The following is a 21,662-nucleotide window of genomic DNA, read 5'->3' as shown; positions in this document are numbered from 1 at the left end:
GCCGCCGTCCCGGACTCGTCGCCAAGGCCGGTCAGTTCTTTTTCTCGCGGCCTGGCCTTGGCGCCGGACGGCGGCCTGTTCCGCGAGACGTCCGCTGCTCAGCGGGTCGCGGACTCCGAGCTCTCGGCGCGGAGAGATCGCGCGGTCCGGGTGGGGCGGGTCAGGGTGGTGTCGGCCGACCTGGCCGCCCAGAGGGCGACGGCGATGTACACGACCTGTTGCGGGATCCTGAGCCACAGGGGCGTCGCCTCGTCGCCGTTGAAGGGGACGTCGGCGACGGCCGCGTAGACGTTGGCAGGAAGCAGCAGCACGTAGAGAGCGGCCAGGCCGATCCCGGCGGCCCGGCGTGTCGCGGCGACCACGAGTCCCGCGGCGCCGAGGAGTTCCAGTACGCCGGTCGCGTAGACCACGGCGCCGGGGAACGGCACGACGGGCGGCACCATGCGCACCAGGTCGGCGTGGTTGGGCATGAAGGTCACCTCGGCCGGGACGAAGTGCGCGGTGGCGGTGACGACGAGCATGGCGGCCATCCCGTGTGCCGCGCTCACCGGCCAGGTGGCGAAGCGGCGGGCGCCGAGCGCGCCCAGCGCTCGGAAGCCGAGGGTGGCGGCCACGAGAACGATTTCAACCACGAATGCGGACATCGACGCACCTCTTACTCGGATAGTTGAACTATCCAATAGTAGATACTATCGCTATCCAGTAATGCAACCTGGTCGCACGCCGGGGGGAGTCGCCCGGGCCTTGCGAACGGGTGCCGGGGGCGGGCTCCACAGGGACCGGCTCCGGTGGTCTCCCCAGACCGAGAACGAATCCACGTGCGGCCGCAGCAGAGCGGTGAGCTCCGCGTCACCCCGGCCGTTGAGCTCGCCCGACGCTGTCTTCCGCGCCGTTCCGGTACCTCGCCGGCCCGTTCTTCTCGCGGAGCAGAAGATCGGCCTTGTATTCCACCGCTGGAGAGGGCGCCATTTTTTGTATCTCCCGAATGCGGCCGGCCGCCGACTCGACGTCCAGGCACAGGCCGGCGTGCGTGAAAACATCGGTGTTCCCCCGATGAGATTCTCACCCTCCGAACCGGACTCGTCACAGGCGATTTCCAGGGGTTGGCCGGCCGACATGGATTCGGCCCGCATAATGTCCCCGCGATAATCGGTCGCCGCCCGGTTCCATTATGAATGGATGATCCTTTAGAATACGTCGACCTGATGTGAGCGCAATGGGTTTTTCCTGCTCATACTCATGGCGACACGACGTGCGGTGACCTTCGGTCGGGAGGGGAACGGCGCGGCCGCTAGCATTGGGTTGATCTTCGTCCCTTCCGGTGTCGGACATCACCGGAAGGCGGCGCCACGTCGTTCGCGGCGAAGAACATCCGACCATCGATCCCGGAAGGCCCTGACCCCGACCATGGCCACCGTCACCGTCGTGATCCCGACGTTCAACGAGGCGGACAACCTTCCGTCGATCGCGGAGGCCCTGCTCGCGTTGCCGCTCGACGGCCTGCGAATCCTGGTGGTCGACGACGACTCCCCGGACGGTACGGGCCAGGTGGCCGACCGACTGGCCGCCGCGCACCCCGGCCGGGTCGACGTGGTGCACCGGCAGGTCAGGGAAGGGCTCGGGCGCGCCTACGTCGACGGCATGGAGACCGCGCTCTCTGCGGGGGCGGAGTTCGTGGTGCAGATGGACGCCGACTTCTCGCACCCCGTCGACGCCGTTCCGCGTCTGCTGGAGACCGCGCGGGCGACGGGGGCGGCGTGCGTGATCGGCAGCCGGTACGTGCCGGGCGGGACGCTGGCCGCCGAGTGGAGCCTGTGGCGGCGGGCCCTGTCGAGGTGGGCGAACTTCTACGTCCGCACCATCCTGCGCCTCGGGCTGCGGGACGTGACCGCCGGGTTCAAGATCTGGCGGGCGGAAAGCCTCACCGCCCTGGACCTCGGCACGATCTCCTCGGGGGGTTACAGCTTCCAGGTGGAGATGCACTATCGGGCGATCAGGGCCGGAATGACGATCGTCGAGATCCCCATCCATTTCTCCGACCGCCGGGCGGGTGACTCGAAGATGAGCCTCCGGGTGCAGTGGGAATCGGCCCTGATGCCGTGGCGGCTTGTCTTCAGGCGCTAAGGGATCCGCACGACACGAGAGTTCCCCGGACATGGGGATCGATTCTCCTCCGCGGGGCAGCGCTCCGGGAGACGGGATGCCCCGTTCGCCGTCGGCTCACCCCCGGTGAGCCTTTGTCGATAATCGACGAATTCGATCCGCCGCTGTCCATCGGCATGTCATATGGCGAGCGTCGTCGCCGACCTGTGATGCCGGAAGGCGCGGTGCGTCACCTCCCGACGCGTTCGAACGGCACAACGCCGAAGAAAGGAACGACGCCCTCCGAGCGTGGCGTTCCGGTGGACCTTCCCCGTCAGCGCAGGCTCGCGAACCACCTTCCGGCCTCCTTCCACGAGTCCACCCGGGAGAAACCGTTACGCCCGGCGAGGGTTCCCAGGTCGGAGACGGACACGGTGGCCCAGCCGAACCACGGGCCGGCGAGCTCGCGGCCGCGCAGCCGCAGATGCTCGACGCGGCCCGACGCGCTCGGTGGCTGAACCTCGGCGATGACCTCGCCCCCGGGCCGTACCAGCTCGCGGACCCTGCGCAGCAGGGCGTCCGGGGCGCCGCCGATCCCGATGTTGCCGTCGGCGAGCAGCACGGTGGCCCAGCGGCCGTGGCCGGGCAGGTGGTCGAAGACGTCGCGGCAGATCGCCCGGCCTCCCGCGCGCCGGGTGAGCCGGACGGCGTAGGGGGCGATGTCGACGCCCAGGGCGGGAACGCCTCGCCGCGCGAGTGCGACGGTGAGGCGGCCGGGACCGGACCCGACGTCCAGGGTGGGGGCCGCGCACCGCGACAGCATGGCCTCGTCCCCGTCGATCGGGGCGAGCCAGCGGGCCGCGTCGAGGGGCGCGGTCCTGCCGTCGGCGTACTCCATCTCGACGGTGGCGCCCGCCAGGGACTTCTCGTAGAGCTGCCCGATCACCGGATCACCCGTGCCCTCCGGGCGGCGGGCGGCGCGTCGTACGGTCGCCCGGTCACCGGATCGCCCTCGTCCCGAGCGCGGCGAGGACGGTCGCGAAGCAGGACGCGGGCGCCTGGGCCGCGACCGCCGCGGCGTCGTCGGCGGTGTCCACGTCCCGCAGGAGAGGGAGCATGCCCACCGACAGGCCCGCCGCACGCAGCCGCAGCAGCTGGGCGGCGCCGGTCGTGGGCCGCGACATCGGCACCCCGAGCAGGAGCGCGGGGTCGGGCCGGCGCAGGCCGAGCAGCCAGAAGCCGCCGTCGGCGGCGGGGCCGAACACGGCGTCGCGGGTGGCGAGCCCGGCCATCGCGTCGGTCAGGAGCGCCGGGGTGACCTGCGGGGTGTCCATGCCGATCAGAACCATGGGCAGGGGGCGGGAGTGGTACGCGTCCTCGAAGGCGGCGGCGAGCCGCTCGTCCAGCCCGGCACCCCGCTGCGGCAGGACGGTGAAACCCGGCGGCAGCCAAGGGCCGATGTCGCCGCGCAGCGCCAGCACCCGGTGGCGTGCCGGAGCGTCGGCCACCGCGCCCAGGGTGTCGGCCAGTGCGGCGGTGGCCAGGGTCGCGGCCTCCTCGGGGCTGAACGGCGGGGTGAGCCTGGTCTTGACCTCGCCCGCCACCGGCTCCTTGGCGATGACGACGATCTGGCCGTCGCCCGCCTGGACGGCCTGACCTCCGCCTGCTCGGCCGCCCTGCCCGGCGCCGACCACGTCACGCCGCTCGCCGTCCCGGGGGCTGGCGGTTCGCCGTGTCGTGTTCGGGACGCCGTCCTTGAAGGGCGCGCTCTGTCGCGTCGTGTTCCGGGCGTCGCGGGTGTGCGGGTCCCGCCGCGGCGCGTTCCGGTCGCCGGTCATCGCGCGCCGCCCGGTTCGCTCATGACCTTGCGCATGTCACCGATCGCGCGCAGCGTGCCGCGTACGGTGCCGGTGACCTTGGACCGCCCGGCGCGAGGCAGGTAGGCCACCCCGGTCTCGGCGATCCGCCAGCCCTGGTCGGCCGCGCGCAGCACCATCTCCAACGGGTAGCCGAAACGCCGGTCGGTCAGGTTCAGGGCGAGGAGGTCCGCGCGGCGGCAGGCGCGCATCGGGCCGATGTCGCGGAGCCTGGTGCCGGTACGCCCGGCCAGCCGCCGGCCGAGAAAGGCGTTGCCCAGCCGCGCGTGCAGCGGCCAGGCCGCTCCCGGCACGGGAACCCGCCTGCCGAGCATCAGGTCGGCGCGACCTGAGACGACCGGCTCGGTCACCCGAGGGAGCTGGCCCGGGTCCAGGGACGCGTCGGCGTCCATGAAGCACACCACCTCGCCGGTCGAGGCGAGCAGTCCCGCGTGACAGGCGGCACCGAACCCGCGTCTGGGCTCACTCACCACCAGCGCTCCCAGCTCGGCCGCGACCCGCGCCGATCCGTCCGTGGAACCGTTGTCCACCACGATCGGCCGGTAACCGTCGGGCATGCGCTCCAGCACCCACGGCAGAGCCGTCTCCTCGTCCAGGCACGGGAGCACAACATCGATCTTCATGTTTGAGAACGCTAAGGTCGACAAGGCCCGTCAACTCTTACGGAGTAGTGACGTGTCAGGGAAAGAAAGCGGCCCGTACCTAGTGTGGGAGGGTGATCAAACTCTCCCGCAGGCAGGTCGAGGGTCCGCGTGCGGCCGTTGCTCCCTCCGCTCCCGATGACCCCGGCGGCCGCCGGAGCGGGCGGGCGCTCGCCGTCTGGGTCTCGCTCGTCGTCGCGGCGTTCGCCGCCGGGGCCGTCCTGCACGCGCTGGGCATGCTGCCCATCGATCACCTGCCACCCCTGCACGGACACTTCCGCACGCCGTCGGTCTCGCTTCTGCCGCCTCTGCTCCTCGGCGCCCTCGCGGTCGCCGTACTGCCCGTCCTGACCGCGCGGTCGCGCTTCGGCGCCGCCCTGCTCCTCGCCTACGGCACGGCTCTGGCCTGGACGGTGCTGCTCGCCGTCTCCGGCGAGGGACTGACCAGGCCGTTCACCGGCCCTCACGAGTATCCGGCCGTGCTGCCCGCCGTGGGAGACGACCCGCTGGGCTGGCTGGGCTCCTTCACCGAGCGGCTTCCCGGCTATCCCACCCATGTGCGAGGACATCCGCCGTTGCCCGTGCTGGTGCTCTGGGCCCTGGCGAGGGTGGGACTGCCCGGTCCGTTCTGGGCGGCGGTACTGGTCGTGCTGGTCGGCTGCTCGACGGTCGTGGCGGTCGCGGTCACCGTCCGGAGCGTCGCGGGGGAGGAGGCGGCCAGACGCGCGTTGCCGTACCTCGCCTTGAGCCCCGCCGCGGTCTGGATCGCCACGAGTATGGACGCCTTCTTCGCGGGGGTGGGCGCCTGGGGGGTGGCACTGCTGGTGTCCGGAGGCGCGGGCAGGACGCGCCTCCTTTCCGGGGTGGCGGCCGGAGTACTGCTGGGGGCGTTGCCGTACCTCAGCTACGGTCTCGTGCCCTACCTGCTGATCCCGGTGGTCGCCGCCGTCGTCGCCCGGATCTCCCGCGCGAGCGCGGTCGCCTGCCTGGCGGGGGTGGCGGCGGTTACGGCCGCCTTCGCCGCGGGAGGCTTCCTCTGGCCGGCCGGAGTGCTCGCCACCCACGCGGAGTGGACCGCCGACCCCGGCGCGGCGCGGCCCTACCTCTACTTCCTCGTCGCCAACCTGGCCGTGCTCGCCCTGCTGACCGGCCCGGCGACCGCCGCGGGCCTGGCGCGGATGGCGCCAGGCGGCGCGCGTGCCCCGCTGGGGACGGTGCCCCGCGGCGTGCCCGCTCTGCTGCGGGCGGTGTCCGGTGACGCGCGCGCCCTGGTCGCGGCGGCGATCGTGGCCGTGCTCGCCCTCGACGTCAGCGGGGTGACCAGGGGAGAGGTCGAGCGCATCTGGGTGCCCTACGCCACCTGGATCGTCCTGGCGGCGGCCTGGTCCCCGAGCCGCCGCTGGCTCGCCGCCCAGGCCCTGACGGGGCTCCTGCTGCAGGGACTCGTCATCTCCCCCTGGTGACCGGTCCGCCTTCGGGGCTCGACATCGGTCCAGCCGCAGAAAGCGCTCACTCACCGGCGGCTGTCAGGCGTCGAGTCCGCCCGATCAGCCGACCCGGTGACTCCCGTCAGCCGAGCGGGGCGCCGGCGAACTCCTTCATCCCGTCCGCGAACGGGATGGTGGCGCGAAAGCCCAGCTCGGCCCGCGCGCGTTCCGGGCTGGCGACGATGTGCCGTACGTCGCCCAGCCGGTACTCGCCGGTGGTCACGGGCACCGGGCCGCCGCGCTCGTCCGCGAGCGCCGCGGCCATCTCCCCGACCGTGTGCGGCTCCCCGCTCGCGATGTTGTAGGCGGTGAGCGTTCCCCCGGCCGACGAGCCGAGCGCGCAGAGCGCCGCGAGGTTGGCCGCCGCCACATCGCGCACATGCACGAAGTCCCGGAGCTGGCGGCCGTCCTCGAACACGCGAGGGGCCCGGCCCGCCTCCAGCGCCGACCGGAAGATCGCCGCCACCCCCGCGTACGGGGTGTCGCGCGGCATCCGGGGCCCGTACACGTTGTGGTAGCGCAACGCGACGGCGGCGCCGCGCGTCTCGCGCGCCCAGTTCGCCGCCAGATGCTCCTGGGCGAGCTTGGTCGTGGCGTAGGCGTTGCGCGGGTCGGCCGGGGCGTCCTCACCGATGACGGCGCACGTCACGGAGAGTCCGCAGCTCGGGCACCGGGGTTCGAACTCCCCCCGGACGAGGTCGTCGCGGGTCCTGGGGCCGGGCCGTACCCTGCCGTGGGTCGCGCAGTCGTAGGCGCCCTCGCCGTACACCACCATCGACGAGGCCAGCACCAGCCGCTCGACGCCGTGCCGCGCCATCGCGGCCAGCAGCGTGGCGGTGCCCAGCACGTTCACCGAGGCGTAGTCCGGCAGGTCGGACACATCCACTCCGAGCCCCACCTTCGCCGCCTGGTGCACCACGGCGTCGACACCGCCCAGCACGCGGTCCAGCGCCGCGTCGTCGCGCACATCCCCGCCACCGGCCCGTATGTCGAGACCGACGACCTCGTGCCCGGCCTCCTCCAGGGCCTCGATCACATGACTTCCGATGAACCCGGCGGAACCGGTGACCAGTGTCCTCATGCGGCGACGCTATCCCCGCCCCGGCTCGTGGGAGGGGGACACCGCGACGACGTTCGCATCTCGTAAGGACGGGCCCAGTGCTTGGTGAAGGTGGCGGACGAGGCCGATCTCGGAGACGTTCTTGGTCAGCTCGACGGTGACCCAGCCCGCTATGTCGACCAGCCGCTGATCCTGCCCCCACGGCAGGCCGGCGGTCCTGTCGGACGAGTCGAGGTCGGCGTCGGTGAGCGGCAGCAGCGCCGCCCGCCAGTCGTCCTTCAGAGCGCGCAGCCAGTCGGCCGCGGCCGTGGCGGTGCCCGGCCAGGTGATCTCCTCGCGCTCGGGCGCCCCGGATCCGAAACAGTGCCCGAGGGTGGTCGTCCACCAGAAACCGATGTGCCAGGTCAGCCAACCGATCGAGACGACCGGCGCGGGATCGGGCTCGGGCACCTCCCAGTCGGCCGTCCAGCGGCCCCGGTCGTCGGGCCGGACGGTCCAGCAGCCGGGCGCGGGTTCCCAGAGGCAGGCCGGGTCGTCGAGGTCCTTCAGGTGATACTCGAACAGCGCCCATGCGATGTCGAGTTGCCGGATGAGCAGATCAACGCGAGGTACGGTCATCCGGGAACCCTGGCACCGCTCCCCGCCGCCCCGCCACAGGTTTTCACCGGCCGCAGGAAGGGGCTTGCCCGTTTCCCGAAGGCAGCGGGGCGGTGGCCCCTGCCCGGCTTGACTCCTCAGGGTATTTTATGGTTACTTAGTAGGAAATATAGACAATAGGGGGTGGGGTCGGGAACGCGATGGCACGGCACGGGGTCGACTCGGGGACGACGGTGACGGCTGGGCCGAACGGAAGGCGTTGATTCTTTGCGGCCGGTGCAGGATGCGAAAATCGCATCGACGACCGCTGCTTCTTTTCTCGGCGGAGAGTCGTGTGGAATTAATGGGTTCTCAGGTTGAAATCGAGTGGCCGGCGGACGCGCCGCGCCGTGAAAGTGGCGCCGGGAGAGCGACGGCTCGTGAATTATCACGTCCCCCCGCCCTCCCGCTCACCTCCTCCCTGGAATTGCTCAGGGAAGTCTTCGGCGACGCGGAATTCGACGAGAAGACATCGGCGCGGGTCGCGGACCTGTTCGACCGATGGCTTCGGGAAAGATCCCTTATCGGGGAGGCCGGTACGCCGCGGTCGGTGCGGCGACTGCTCTGGCGAGGCCATGTGGAGCAGGCCACGCGGACACTGCGCAAACTCGGTGACCTCGTGGACTCGGGCACGGAGCTCGCGGGACCGTTCCACGAGGTGATCGATTGGGTCTCCTGCTGGTATCCGGGCCTGCGGACTCACCGGTCCGGAGCGGATCGCGGCCTGGACGGTGCCGCCGAGGTCGAGGTGGTCACCGGCCTGGAGGGGGTGCGGGTGCTGTCGGCCTTCCTGACCGGGCATGAGGATCAGAAGGCCGTCACCCGTGCCGAGCAGGTCCTGCGGCTGTGCCCCATGGGGAAGACCGCGCTGGACTCGCTCACCGCCGCGCTCATGACCCTGATCTACGCCGACCGGACGGACCTGGCCCGGCGGTGGTGCGAGCCGCTGCTCGAACAGACCACGACCCACTGTGCCCCCAGCTGGCAGGGGATGTTCGCGGCGATCCGAGCCGAGATCGCGGTTCGTCAAGGCCGGCTCCAGGAGGCGGAACGATGCGCCCACGCGGCGCTCACCCACATGCCGGTGACCAGCTGGGGAGTGGCCCTCGGCTTCCCGCTCGCGGCCATGGTGACCGCGAAGGTCGGTATGGGCAAGTACGAGGACGCCGCCCGCTACCTGGCCGTACCGGTTCCCCAGGCGATGTTCGACACGCCCGTCGGGCTGCACTACCTGTTCGCTCGCGGTGGCTACCGGCTGGCGACCGGTGCCGCCGAGGCCGCCCTCGCCGACTTCCGGGCCTGCGGCGATCTCATGGAGCGCTGGGACGTCGACCTGCCGGGGATCGCCGCCTGGCGTCTCGGTGCCGCCCGAGCCTGTCTGGACCTCGGCCGGATCAAGGAGGCCGCGACGCTCGTCGCTGATCAGCTGGCCTTTCTGGGCGGCGCGGTCACCCGTACCAGGGGCATCGCGACACGCCTGCGGGCCGCGACGCTCGCCGTCGAGGCGCGCCCGGCCGTTCTGGAGGAGGCGGTGAAAATCCTGCAGACCGTCCAGGACCAGTTCGAGCTGGCCCTCGCGCTCGCGGAGCTCGGCCGCGCCCACTCCCGTCTCGGTGAGTCCCACCGGGCCAGGGCCGTCCAGCGCAGGGCTCGCCACATCGCGAGCTCCTGCGGTGCCGAGTCGCTGACCGGCGTACTTTCGCGGGGTGTGCCGGACCCATCGGAGAGTCCCGCCCCCGCGGGCCCCGGCGAGGTGGACCTCAGCGACGCCGAGCGCAGGGTCGCGGCCCTGGCCTCCCAGGGATATACGAACCGGCGGATCTCCGAAAAGCTTTACGTCACGGTGAGCACGGTCGAGCAGCACCTGACGAATATTTACCGGAAGCTCGGCGTTTCCCGCCGGGCCGACCTTCCGGCTTTCCTGGATTAACCACCCTTAGGGGTTGCTAGGGGTGCTCCATTCGGAACCGAATGGCGAGAATTGTTCCAGCATTTCTCGCCGGTTCATGACATGGAGCAAAGATGAGTATCGGCCGTTCGGCGTCGAATGAATGGGGAAACGGTTCGGCCGACGCGATCGCCATCATCGGAATGGCATGTCGGCTGCCGCACGCCCCCGATCCGGGAGCGTTCTGGAATCTGCTGCGTGAGGAACGCTCCGCGATCACGGAGGTGCCCGCCGACCGCTGGGACGAGAAAGTGCGGACTCCTCGGTTCGGCGGGTTCCTCGACGACGTCGACCGCTTCGACCCCGAATTCTTCGCGATCTCCCCGCGCGAGGCGGCGGCGATGGACCCGCAACAGCGCCTCGTCCTGGAGCTGGCCTGGGAGGCGCTGGAGGACGCCGGGATCCTGCCCGCCGACCTGGCGGCCACCCTCACCGGCGTCTTCGTCGGTGCCATCGCGGCCGACTACGCCACCCTCCTGCACCGGCAGGGAACGGGCGCCATCACCCGCCACACGATGACCGGGCTCAACCGCGGCCTCATCGCCAATCGCGTCTCCTACGCGCTGGGGCTCCGAGGACCGAGCCTGACGGTCGACTCCGCCCAGTCCTCGTCCCTGGTGGCGGTCCATCTCGCCGCCGAGAGCCTGCGCGGGGGCGAGTCGACCCTCGCGATCGCGGCAGGTGTCAACCTGAACATCGTCGTCGAGGCCACCATCGCCGCCGAGAAGTTCGGCGGGCTCTCGCCGGACGGGCGCTGCTTCACCTTCGACGCCCGCGCGAACGGCTACGTGCGCGGCGAGGGGGGAGGCGTCGTCGTCCTCAAGCCGCTGGCCAGGGCCGTCGCCGACGGCGACCGGATTCACTGCGTCATCCGTGGCAGCGCCGTCAACAACGACGGCGACCCGGGCGGCAGGGCCGACGGTGCCGGCGGCGGGACCGGCGGTCTCACCGTGCCGAACCCGGCCGCGCAGGCCGAGGTGATCCGGCTCGCCACCGAACGCGCGGGGGTGGCGCCCGATGCCGTTCAGTACGTCGAACTCCACGGCACCGGGACGAGGGTCGGAGATCCGATCGAGGCCGCGGCGCTCGGCGTCGCGCTGGGAGCGGACCGGGCCTCCGCCGACCCCCTCGTGGTCGGATCGGCCAAGACGAACGTCGGGCACCTGGAGGGCGCCTCGGGAATCGTCGGCCTGCTCAAGGCGGCGCTGAGCATCGTGCACCGGCGGATCCCCGCCAGCCTCAACTTCGAGACGCCGAACCCGGACATCCCCTTCGATCGCCTCAACCTGCGCGTGCAGTCGGGCACCGGCCCCTGGCCGAGGCAGGACCGGCCGCTCGTCGCCGGGGTCAGCTCGTTCGGCATGGGCGGTACCAACTGCCATGTCGTGCTCGCGGAACCACCGCCCGCCGAAACCGGTGTGCTCTCGGAAACGAGCGGGGAGCGGCTGTTCTCGCGGGCCGCGCGGGAGCCGGGCGAGGCCGAGGTGGTGCCGTGGGTGCTGTCGGGTGCGAGCGAGACCGCGCTGCGCGAGCAGGCAGGGCGGCTGCGCGACCTCCTCACCGCGCGTGACTCCCTCGCTCCGGCGGACGTGGCGTTCTCGCTCGCCACGACCCGGACGGCGTTCAGACACCGGGCGGTGCTCGTGGGTGACGGAACCGAACTCCTCGACGGCCTGCGGGCACTGGCCGGCGGAGAGCAGGCGGCCTCCCTTGTACGGGGCGGCGTGAAACCCGACGGCGGCGGCACCGTGTTCGTCTTCCCCGGGCAGGGATCCCAGTGGGAGGGCATGGCCGCGGATCTGCTGCGTACCTCACCGGTGTTCGCCCGGCACATCCGGGCGTGCGCGGACGCCCTCGCGCCGTACGTCGGCTGGTCGCTGGTCGACCTGCTCACCGGACGGCCCGGCGCACCACCGCAGGACCGGGTGGACGTCGTGCAGCCCGCGCTCTTCGCCGTCATGGTCTCGCTCGCGCGGCTGTGGGAGTCGGCGGGAGTCCGCCCCGACGCCGTCATCGGCCACTCGCAGGGGGAGATCGCCGCCGCCCACATCGCCGGCGCCCTGTCGCTCGACGACGCCGCCGCGATCGTCGCCCTGCGCGGCCAGGCCATCGCGGCCATCGCGGGCACCGGGGGGATGGCCTCCATCCTGCTTCCCGCGGGAGCGGTGCGCGAACGGCTGGCCCGCTGGGACGGGCGACTCGGCGTCGCGGCCGTCAACGGACCCGCCTCCACCGTGGTCTCAGGCGACGCCGAGGCGCTCGCGGAACTCCTCGACGAATACCGCGGGGAGGGCGTCCGGGTGCGGAACGTTCCCGTCGACTACGCGTCCCACTCGCCCCAGGTGGAGCCGCTGCGGCGGCGTCTCCTCGACGAGCTGGCCGGGATCAGGCCGCGGGCGTCGGCCGTCGCCTTCTACTCCACCGTCACCGGTGCCCGGCTCGACACGGCCGAACTCACCGCGGACTACTGGTATCGCAACCTGCGCCAGACAGTGGAGCTCGAACAGGCGGTCCTGGCCGCCGTCACCGACGGGCACCGCGTGTTCGTCGAGAGCAGCCCGCACCCGATCCTCACCGAGGGCATAGGGGAGAGCGCCGGCGAGGTGCTCGCGATCGGTACGCTACGGCGCGGTCACGGCGACCCGCGTCAGTTTCTCACCTCGCTCGCCCGGGTCCACATCCACGGCGGAGCCGTCCGCTGGACGGACGTCATCGGCGCCGGGGCGGGGCGGGTCGATCTGCCCACCTACGCCTTCCAACGCCGGCGCCTGTGGATCGACACCGCCCCCGCTCCCGTTACACCGGCGGAGACCTCGGGGAACGCCTCAGTCTCCGTGGCCGCCGCGTCGGTCGAGGTACCCGGAGCGCGGGAGCGCACGACCCTCGACCTGGTCAGGACGAGCGCGGCGATCGTGCTCGGCCACGCGGCGGGGGACGCGGTCGACGAGGATCTGACGTTCAAGGATCTGGGCTTCGACTCGGCGGCGGGGGTCGAGTTCCGCGACCGGCTCGCCGCGGCGACCGGGCTGCGCCTGCCCGCCTCACTCGTCTACGACCGCCCGACGCCGCGAGCCGTCGCCGCCTACCTGAACGCCGACCTGAACGCCGAGGCCACCGACCCCGCGGCGGGACCCGAGGAACTCGCGCGGACGACAACCGCGGACGAAGAGCCGATCGCGATCGTCGCGATGAGCGGCCGATGGCCCGGCGGCGCGGAATCACCCGAGGAACTGTGGCGGCTGCTGCTGTCCGGCAGGGACGTGATCGGTGGCTTTCCCGAGAACAGGGGCTGGGACGTGGACCGGCTCCTCGCACCCGAAGGACCCGGCACGTCCGCCACCGGGGAGGGAGGATTCCTCCACGACGCCGACCTGTTCGACGCCGCCTTCTTCGGGCTGAGTCCGCGCGAGGCCGCGGCGATGGACCCGCAGCAGCGGCTGCTGCTCGAATCGTCGTGGGAGCTCTACGAGCGGGCGGGGCTCGACCCCTCCGGCCAGCGTGGCAGTCGTACGGGCGTGTTCGTCGGCGTGATTCCGCAGGAGTACGGCCCCCGCCTGCACGAGACGCCGGAAGGCCACGAAGGTCACGCCCTCACCGGCACCCTGACCAGCGTCGCCTCGGGCAGGCTCGCCTACACGCTGGGGCTGGAAGGGCCCGCGATCACCGTCGACACCGCCTGCTCGTCCTCCCTGGTGGCCATGCATCTGGCGGTCCAGGCGCTCCGCGCGGGGGAGTGTGAACTCGCGGTCGCGGGTGGCGTCACGGTGATGTCCGCGCCGGGCATGTTCACCGAGTTCAGCAGGCAGGGCGGGCTCGCGCCCGACGGCAGGTGCAAGCCGTTCGCGGCCGCGGCCGACGGCACCGCCTGGTCGGAGGCGGCCGGCCTGGTCCTGCTGGAGCCGCTGTCGGCCGCCCGGCGCCACGGTCATCCGGTACTCGCCGTCGTCCGGGGCAGCGCGGTCAATCAGGACGGCGCCAGCAACGGGCTCACCGCTCCCAGCGGTCCCGCGCAGGAGCGGGTCATCAGGGAGGCTCTCGCCGGCGCGGGGCTCTCGCCCGCCGATGTCGACGCCGTCGAGGCACACGGGACGGGGACCGCGCTGGGTGACCCGATCGAGGCACAGGCACTGCTGGCGACCTATGGCCGTGACCGCCGTGAGGGGAGCCCGCTGCTGCTCGGCTCGTCGAAATCACACCTCGGCCACACACAGGCCGCCGCGGGCGTCACCGGCGTCATCGCGATGGTCCAGGCGCTCCGGCACGCGACCCTGCCGCCCACCCTGCACATCGACCGGCCGTCACCGCACGTCGACTGGACGGCGGGCGCCGTCTCGCTTCTCACCGAGGCCACCCCGTGGCCACGGACCGGCCGCCCGCGCCGGGCCGCCGTCTCCTCCTTCGGTATCAGCGGCACCAACGCCCACCTTGTGCTGGAACAGGCGCCGCAGGAGACCGGGCCGCGCGAACGGCCAGACGGGGCCGGTGATCTCGCCACGGTCACCGATCCGGGCGAATACCGCGAATCTGGCGAATCCCGTGATTCCGGTGTCATCCCGTGGCCCCTCTCGGCGAGGACCGAGGAGGCTCTTCGAGAGCAGGCCGCGCGGCTGCGGGCACGGATCGCCGCCGACCCCTCGCTCGACGTGGCCGACGTCGGATTCACCCTGTCCACGGCCCGTGCCGCCCTGGACCACCGCGCCGTCGTGCTCGCCGGAGGTCGTACGGAGTTCCTGGACGGGCTCGTCTCTCTCGCCGAGGGAGGATCCGCCCCGGGTGTCGTACGCGGTGCCGCCACCAGGTCGGGCGGGCTCGCGTTCATGTTCACCGGCCAGGGCAGCCAGCGTCCGGGCATGGGAAGGGACCTCGCCGAGACCTTCCCGGTGTTCGCCGACGCCCTCGGCGCCGTCGCCGCGCACCTGGACGACCATCTCGACCGCCCGATTCTCGACGTCATGTTCGCCGGACCGGACACCGCCGACGCCGCACTGCTGGACACGACCGCGTACGCCCAGCCCGCGCTCTTCGCCTTCGAGGTCGCCCTGTACCGGCTGGCCGAGTCCTTCGGCCTGCGCCCCGACCACCTCATCGGCCACTCCGTGGGTGAAATCGCCGCCGCCCACGTCGCGGGTGTCCTGTCGCTGCCCGACGCCGCGACCCTCGTCACCGCCCGCGGCAGGCTCATGCAGGCGGTTCCGGCCGTCGGCGCGATGGCCGCCCTGCGGGGGACGGAAGAGGAGATCCGGACACTTCTGGACGGCCATCGCGGCGAGGTCGACATCGCGGCCGTAAACGGCCCCGACTCCGTGGTCGTCTCCGGGAGCGAGGCGGTGGTGGCGGAGATCGTGACACGACGGCGAGGGGAGGGCCGCGGGGCCAAGCTGCTGCGGGTCAGCCACGCCTTCCACTCGCCGCACATGGACGCGGTGCTCGACGACTTCCGGCGGGTCGCGGAGGGCCTCGACTTCGCCGCACCGCGCATCCCGGTGATCTCCAACGTCACCGGCCGCCCGGCCGGCGCGGACGAACTGCGCGACCCCGGCTACTGGGTCGGCCACATCCGGCGGGCCGTCCGTTTCCACGACGGGATCTCGGCCCTGCGTGACCTCGGTGTGACCGACTACCTCGAACTCGGCCCCGACGCGGTCCTGACCGCCCTCGCTCACGAATGCCTCGCGGACTCCCCGCCGCGCACCCTCGCCGCCGCGTCCCGCTCCGACCGCTCCGACCGCTCCGACCGCTCCGACCGCTCCGACCGCTCCGACCGCTCCGACCGCTCCGACCGCGCTGATCGTGCTGACGCCCCTGACGACGGCCCCGGCCATCGGAACCGCCCCGCGCCTTCCGGCCGTACGGAAGTCCGGGCGTTCACCTCGGCCCTCGCCCACCTGCACGTCCACGGTGTGAACGTCGACTGGCGGGCGGCCCTGAACGGTCGTGACGCGAGGCTGGTCGACCTGCCCACCTACGCCTTCCAACGACGCCGGTTCTGGCTGGATCCCTCCTCCTTCGCCTCGGGACCCGCCGCCGCGGGGCTGGAGACGGCGGACCACCCGCTGCTCGCCGCGGCGGTCGACCTCGCGGGTGGTGAAGGCTCGCTCCTGACCGGACGCCTCTCGTCACGTACCCTTCCCTGGCTCGCCGACCATGTCGTCTCCGGTGGCACGCTGCTTCCCGGTACGGCGTTCGTCGAGCTCGCCCTGCAGGCCGCCGACCGGCACGGCGGGCTGAGCCTCGGCGAGCTGGCGCTGGAGGCGCCCCTCGTCGTCCCGGAGCGCGGCGAGGTGCAGGTGCAGGTGTTCACCGGCGCCGACGACGGCTCCGGCCGCCGGCCGATCGCCGTTCACTCCAGGATCGGCCCTTCTGACGGCTGGACCCGTCATGCCACCGGCGCCCTGGTCGCCGCCGTTCCAGGCCGCGAAGAGGCGGACGGGACCTGGCCGCCGCGGGGAGCGGTTCCCGTCGATCTGGCAGGTCTGTACGAGAGGCTCGCCGACAGGGGATACGAGTACGGCCCCGCCTTCCGAGGACTCGTGGGGGCGTGGCGGCTGGGCGACGACACCCTGGCCGAGGTACGGCTGCCGGCCGAGCATCTCGCCGAGGCCAACGGCTACGGTGTGCATCCGGCGCTCCTCGACGCCGCACTGCACGCGGTCGTCGGGATCGCCTTCTCCGACGAGCCGCAGGGCATTCACCTGCCGTTCTCGTGGGACGGGGTGTCGCTGGAGGCGTCGGGGGCGACCGCACTGCGGGTGCGGATCACGCCGATCGGCCAGGAAACGGTCAGGATCACCGCCGCCGACGCCACGGGCACGCCCGTCGTCTCCGTCGAATCCCTCACGTTCCGGCCCGCCTCGCCTGAGCGGCTCGGCGCCTCCCTCGCGCGTGACCACGCGGTGCCGTACCGGCTGGACTGGGCACCCGCGTCCACTTCCGTGCCCGCACCCGCCGTCCTGCCGTCGACACCGGCTCGCTGGGCGGTGGTCGGAGCGGGCCTCGACCTACCTGATGTGCCGATATTTACTGATTTAGGATCATTGGGGGAAGTTGCTCCGGATGTCCTGCTTATCTCGGCGGCCGCCGGAGACACGCGGAGAGACACGACCCCCGGCACGGTACGAGGCGAAGGACAGGACACAGCGCTGAACACAGCGCTGCCGGAGGCACTGCACGCCGGAACGGCCACGGTGCTGGAACGGCTGCGCGAAGCGCTGCTGGACGAGCGGTTCGCGGCGACCAAACTGGTCGTCGTCACCCGCCGCGCCGTCGCCACCCATCCTGGAGAGAACGTCGACGACCTCGCGCACGCAGGGATCTGGGGCCTGGGCCGCACGGCACAGACCGAGTTCCCCGGCCGTGTCGTCCTGCTCGACCTCGACCTCGGCGCGTACTCGCAGCCGCGAGAGGCCGTCGCGGTGGCGCTGGCCACGGGCGAGAGCCAGCTCGCGATACGCGGGGGAGAGATACTCGCGCCCAAGCTCGCCCGCCCGGCGGGAGACGCACTGGACCTTCCTGACGAGACCTGGCGGCTGGACGTCAACGTCCCCGGCGCGCTGGCGAATCTCACCTCGCTGCCCGCTCCCGAAGCGGAACGTCCGCTGGCCGAGGGGGAGGTCCGGGTCGCGCTCAGGGCGGCCGGGCTGAACTTCCGGGACGTGCTCATCGCCCTCGGGGTGTACCCCGGCGAGGCCAGAATCGGTGCCGAGGGCGCGGGTGTCGTCGTGGAGACCGGACCCGGCGTGACCGGCCTGGCGCCCGGAGACCGTGTCATGGGCCTGATCCACGGAACCGTCGGCCCGCTCGCCGTCACCGACCGGCGCTACCTGACGCGCGTCCCGGCCGGATGGACGTTCGCGCAGGCCGCCACCGTGCCGGTGGCCTTCCTCACCGCCTACCACGGTCTCGCCGACCTGGCGGACATCCACCCCGGCGAGCGCCTGCTGGTCCACGCGGCCACCGGGGGCGTCGGTATGGCGGCCGTCCAGCTCGCCCGGCACTGGGGGGTCGAGGTGTACGGAACCGCCTCGCCCGCCAAGTGGGACACCCTGCGCGGGCAAGGACTCGACGACGACCACATCGCCTCCAGCCGCACCCTCGACTTCGAGTCCGGGTTCCCCTCCGTCGACGTCGTCCTCAACTCCCTCGCCCACGAGTTCACCGACGCGTCCCTGCGACTGCTCTCGGACGGCGGCAGGTTCGTCGAGCTGGGCAAGACCGACAAGCGCGACCCCGCCGACGTGGCGGCGGCCCATCCCGGCGTCACGTACGAGGCCTTCGACCTGTTCGAGGTGGACCCCGACCGGATCGCCGAGATCCTCGACGTGCTCGCCGCCCTGTTCGACGAGGGAAGGATCGTGCCGCTACCGGTCACCGCGTGGGACGCCCGGCACGCCCATCACGCCCTGCGTCATCTCAGCCAGGCACGGCACACCGGCAAACTGGCCGTCACCCTGCCCACCCGCCTCGACCCGGCGGGAACCGTACTCCTCACCGGTGGAACCGGCACGCTGGGCGCCATCACCGCGCGCCACCTCGTCACCCGGTACGGGGTCCGTCACCTGCTGCTCGCCGGGCGGAAGGGCCCGGACGCGCCGGGCGCCGCGGAACTGCGCGCGGAACTCACCGCGCTGGGCGCCGAGGTGCGGATCGCCGCGACCGACGTCGCCGACCGCGCCGCCCTGTCCTCACTGATCGCCTCTATATCGGCAGACCACCCCCTCACGGCCGTCGTGCACGCGGCGGGGACGCTCGACGACGGGGTGATCGGCTCGCTCACCGCCGACCGCGTACGTGGCGTGTTCCGCCCCAAGGCCGACGCCGCCTGGCACCTGCACGAGCTGACCCGGGGGCTCGACCTGTCGGCGTTCGTGGTGTTCTCCTCCGCGGCGGGAATCCTGGGCAACGCGGGCCAGGCGGGCTACGCCGCCGCGAACGCCTTCCTCGACGCCCTCGCCCACCACCGCCGCGCGCACGGCCTGCCCGCCACCTCGCTCGCCTGGGGACACTGGGCGCAGACCAGCGGCATGACCCGCGACCTCACCCGGACGGACGTGGCCAGACTGGCCCGTTCCGGCCTGCCCGCCATGCCGACCGAGTACGCGCTCGCCCTGTTCGACGCCGCGCTGGCCGCACCGGAGCCGGTCGCGGTGACGGCCAGGATCGGCCGGCCCGACTCCCAGGAGACCGGCTCTCCGCTGCTGAGAGGAACAGCACATGGACTGCCCCGCCGGATCGCCGTACCGGTGGCGGAGACGGCATCACCCGCGACATCCATCGCCGAGGAACTGGCCGGCCGGTCGGAGGCCGACCAGTTGCGCAGCCTCCTGACACTTGTCCGGTCCACCGCGGCCACCGTGCTCGGCCACCCGACTTCCGACGCCATCGATCCCGACCGCGGCTTCCTCGACGGGGAGTTCGACTCGCTCAGCAGCATCGAACTCCGCAACCGGCTCGACAAGGTCACCGGGCTGCGACTGCCCACCACCCTCGTCTTCGACCATCCCACCCCGCTCGCACTCGCCGCGTACCTGCGAACCCTGCTCGTCCCGCCGGCCAGGACACCCGAGCCGGAGGCCGAACTGGACCGGATCGAGGCGGCCCTCACCGACGAGGCCCTCGACTCCGATACGCGCGAGCGCGTCATGGCCCGGCTGAACGACCTCCTGACCAGATGGGGCGGACCACGGCCCGCCACGGAAGACGACCTCGCCCGTATCGGCGCGGCCACGAACGACGAGATCTTCGAGCTGATCGACAACGAACTGCGCCTCTCGTGAAGGGCACCTCTCCCATGACCGACGAAGAGAAGCTCCGCACCTACCTCAACCGGGTGACCCTGCAGCTCCAGCAGACCCGGCGGCGTCTCCACGAGGTCGAGTCCGCCGGCAGAGAACCGATCGCGATCGTGGGCATGGCCTGCCGGTTTCCCGGCGGCATCGCCTCCCCGGACGACCTGTGGCGGGTGGTGAGCGAGGAACGGGACGTGATCGGTCCCTTCCCCACCGACCGGGGCTGGGATCTCGACGGCATCTACCATCCCGACCCGGACCGCAGCGGCACCTCCTACGTGCGCGAGGGCGGGTTCCTGTACGACGCCGCCGACTTCGACGCGGAGTTCTTCGGGATCTCGCCGCGTGAGGCGCTGGCGACCGACCCGCAGCAGCGGCTGCTCCTGGAGACCGCCTGGGAGACGTTGGAGAACGTCGCCGTCGACCCGCTCACCCTGCGCGGCAGCGACACGGGCGTGTTCGTCGGCGCCATCGCCCAGGAGTACGGGCCCAGCCTCCATCATCGGCCGGCGCGCAACACCGACGGCTACGTGCTCACCGGCAACACCACCAGCGTGGCGTCGGGCCGGATCGCGTACTCGTTCGGGTTCGAGGGACCCGCGGTCACGGTCGACACGGCCTGCTCGTCCTCACTCGTGGCACTGCACCTCGCCGCCCAGGCACTCCGGCTGGGCGAATGCTCCTTCGCGCTCGCCGGCGGTGCCACGGTACTCGCCGCGCCCGGGATGTTCATCGAGTTCTCCCGGCAGCGCGGGCTGGCCCCGGACGGTCGGATCAAGGCGTTCGCCCGGGCGGCGGACGGCACCGCATGGGCCGAAGGAGTTGGACTGCTGGCACTCGAACGGCTCTCGGACGCCCGCCGCAACGGCCACGAGGTTCTGGCCGTGCTGCGTGGTAGCGCGGTGAACCAGGACGGTCGCAGCAGCCAGCTCACGGCTCCGAATGGTCCGTCGCAGCAGCGGGTGATCCGGCAGGCGCTGGCGGGTGCGGGCTTGTCCCCGGTGGATGTGGATCTGGTGGAGGCGCATGGGACGGGGACGAGGTTGGGTGATCCGATTGAGGCGCAGGCGTTGTTGGCGACGTATGGGCGGGGTCGGCCGGTGGGGCGGCCGTTGTGGTTGGGGTCGTTGAAGTCGAATATCGGGCATACCCAGGCGGCGGCTGGGGTGGCTGGTGTGATCAAGGTGGTGCAGGCGATTCGGCGTGGGGTGTTGCCGGCGACGTTGCATGTGGATGAGCCGTCGCCGTTTGTGGAGTGGTCGGCGGGTTCGGTGGAGTTGTTGACCGGGGCGCGCGAGTGGCCGGTGTCGGGTGGTCCGCGTCGGGCGGGGGTGTCGGCGTTCGGGGTGAGCGGGACGAACGCTCACGTGATCATCGAGCAGGCTCCGGAGGAGTCTGTCGGGGATGTCGAGGTGGTCGAGGGGAGGTCTGACGGCGGGGCTGTCGCTGTGGTGGCCGGTGCTGGGGTGGTTGGCGATGTCGCCGGGAGCGAGTTGGTGGCTGGTTCGGTGTCGGTGGGTGGGGTGGTGCCGTGGGTGGTGTCGGGGCGGTCGGTGGCGGGGTTGCGGGGTCAGGCGGGTCGGTTGGCGGGGTTTGTGGGCTCTGATCCGGGTCTGGGTGTGGGGGATGTGGGGTTTTCGTTGGCGCGTGGTCGGGGGGTGTTGGAGGAGCGTGCGGTGGTGGTGGGTGCTGGTCGGGGGGAGTTGGTAGCGGGGTTGGAGGCGTTGGCGTCGGGTGAGTCGTCAGGGGTGGTGGTTCAGGGGCGGGGTGGTGGTGGGTTGGGGTTTTTGTTTACGGGTCAGGGGAGTCAGCGGGTGGGGATGGGTCGGGAGTTGTATGGGCGGTTTGGGGTGTTCGCGGCTGCTTTTGATGAGGTGGTCGGGGAGTTGGATCGTGAGTTGAGTGGGGTGTTGCAGGAGTGTGGGGTGGGGTCGGTTCGTGAGGTGGTGTTCGGTGGGTCGGGGTCGGTTGGGGCGGGTTCGTTGGGTGAGGGCTCGTTGGGTGGGGGGTTGTTGGATCGGACGGTGTTTGCTCAGGCGGGGTTGTTTGCGGTGCAGGTGGGGTTGTTTCGGTTGTTGGGGTCGTGGGGGGTTGTTCCGGATTTTGTGGTGGGTCATTCGGTGGGTGAGGTGTCGGCGGCGTATGT

The 21,662-nt window shown here is 71.8% G+C and carries 11 protein-coding genes; 5 read left to right on the top strand and 6 right to left on the bottom strand.

Annotation, left to right across the window (positions count from 1 at the left end):
* Positions 1-98: 98 nt before the first annotated feature.
* Positions 99-644 (bottom strand): DoxX family protein, encoded by a 546-nt coding sequence (locus ABT352_RS35375; RefSeq protein WP_350949383.1) that lies wholly within the window; start codon positions 642-644, stop codon positions 99-101.
* Between the two features lie 763 nt (positions 645-1,407).
* Here ABT352_RS35375 and ABT352_RS35370 point away from each other — a divergent pair.
* Positions 1,408-2,124, top strand: a complete 717-nt coding sequence (locus ABT352_RS35370) for a polyprenol monophosphomannose synthase (protein ID WP_350949382.1) — start codon at positions 1,408-1,410, stop codon at positions 2,122-2,124.
* A 292-nt stretch (positions 2,125-2,416) separates the two neighbouring features.
* On the opposite strand, the gene ABT352_RS35365 is transcribed toward ABT352_RS35370, so the two are convergent.
* Genes ABT352_RS35365 through ABT352_RS35355 form a run of 3 tightly spaced genes read right to left on the bottom strand, consistent with a single transcriptional unit; the run spans position 2,417 to position 4,582 of the window.
* Entirely contained in the window at positions 2,417-3,028 is a 612-nt protein-coding gene (locus ABT352_RS35365; RefSeq protein WP_350949381.1) for a class I SAM-dependent methyltransferase, read from the bottom strand.
* A gap of 52 nt (positions 3,029-3,080) precedes the next feature.
* Positions 3,081-3,920: a TIGR04282 family arsenosugar biosynthesis glycosyltransferase gene (locus tag ABT352_RS35360; protein WP_350949380.1), complete on the bottom strand. Its 840-nt coding sequence runs from the start codon at positions 3,918-3,920 to the stop codon at positions 3,081-3,083.
* Positions 3,917-4,582: a glycosyltransferase family 2 protein gene (locus ABT352_RS35355; RefSeq protein ID WP_350949379.1), complete on the bottom strand. Its 666-nt coding sequence runs from the start codon at positions 4,580-4,582 to the stop codon at positions 3,917-3,919. The genes ABT352_RS35360 and ABT352_RS35355 overlap by 4 nt, the downstream gene beginning before the upstream one ends.
* Positions 4,583-4,674: 92 nt before the next feature.
* Here ABT352_RS35355 and ABT352_RS35350 point away from each other — a divergent pair, with 92 nt between their 5' ends.
* The gene (locus ABT352_RS35350) at positions 4,675-6,063 is read left to right on the top strand and encodes a hypothetical protein (protein WP_350949378.1); all 1,389 of its coding nucleotides are present in this window, start codon (positions 4,675-4,677) and stop codon (positions 6,061-6,063) included.
* 106 nt (positions 6,064-6,169) lie between these two features.
* Here the strand turns inward: ABT352_RS35350 and ABT352_RS35345 are convergent, their stop codons facing one another.
* The gene (locus ABT352_RS35345) at positions 6,170-7,168 is read right to left on the bottom strand and encodes an NAD-dependent epimerase/dehydratase family protein (RefSeq protein ID WP_350949377.1); all 999 of its coding nucleotides are present in this window, start codon (positions 7,166-7,168) and stop codon (positions 6,170-6,172) included.
* A 9-nt stretch (positions 7,169-7,177) separates the two neighbouring features.
* Positions 7,178-7,765, bottom strand: a complete 588-nt coding sequence (locus tag ABT352_RS35340; protein WP_350949376.1) for a DinB family protein — start codon at positions 7,763-7,765, stop codon at positions 7,178-7,180.
* A 568-nt stretch (positions 7,766-8,333) separates the two neighbouring features.
* Between ABT352_RS35340 and ABT352_RS35335 the strand changes: the two genes are divergently transcribed.
* The 3 genes from ABT352_RS35335 to ABT352_RS35325 form a co-directional block, all read left to right on the top strand.
* Complete coding sequence (locus ABT352_RS35335) at positions 8,334-9,713, top strand: helix-turn-helix transcriptional regulator (protein ID WP_350949375.1); 1,380 nt, start codon at positions 8,334-8,336, stop codon at positions 9,711-9,713.
* A gap of 92 nt (positions 9,714-9,805) precedes the next feature.
* Positions 9,806-19,504 carry a type I polyketide synthase gene (locus ABT352_RS35330; RefSeq protein WP_350949374.1) on the top strand — a complete coding sequence of 3,233 codons (9,699 nt, stop codon included), beginning with the start codon at positions 9,806-9,808 and terminating at the stop codon, positions 19,502-19,504.
* Positions 19,505-19,518: 14 nt separating this feature from the next.
* Positions 19,519-21,662 (top strand): type I polyketide synthase (locus ABT352_RS35325; RefSeq protein WP_350949373.1); only part of this gene is annotated, 2,144 nt, incomplete at its 3' end.

Origin of the sequence: Streptosporangium sp. NPDC000563, from assembly GCF_040299985.1 — a bacterium.
Classification (GTDB): Bacteria; Actinomycetota; Actinomycetes; order Streptosporangiales; family Streptosporangiaceae; genus Streptosporangium.
Note: the sequence above shows the minus strand (reverse complement) of the source record. Positions and strands in the feature narration are given on the sequence as shown.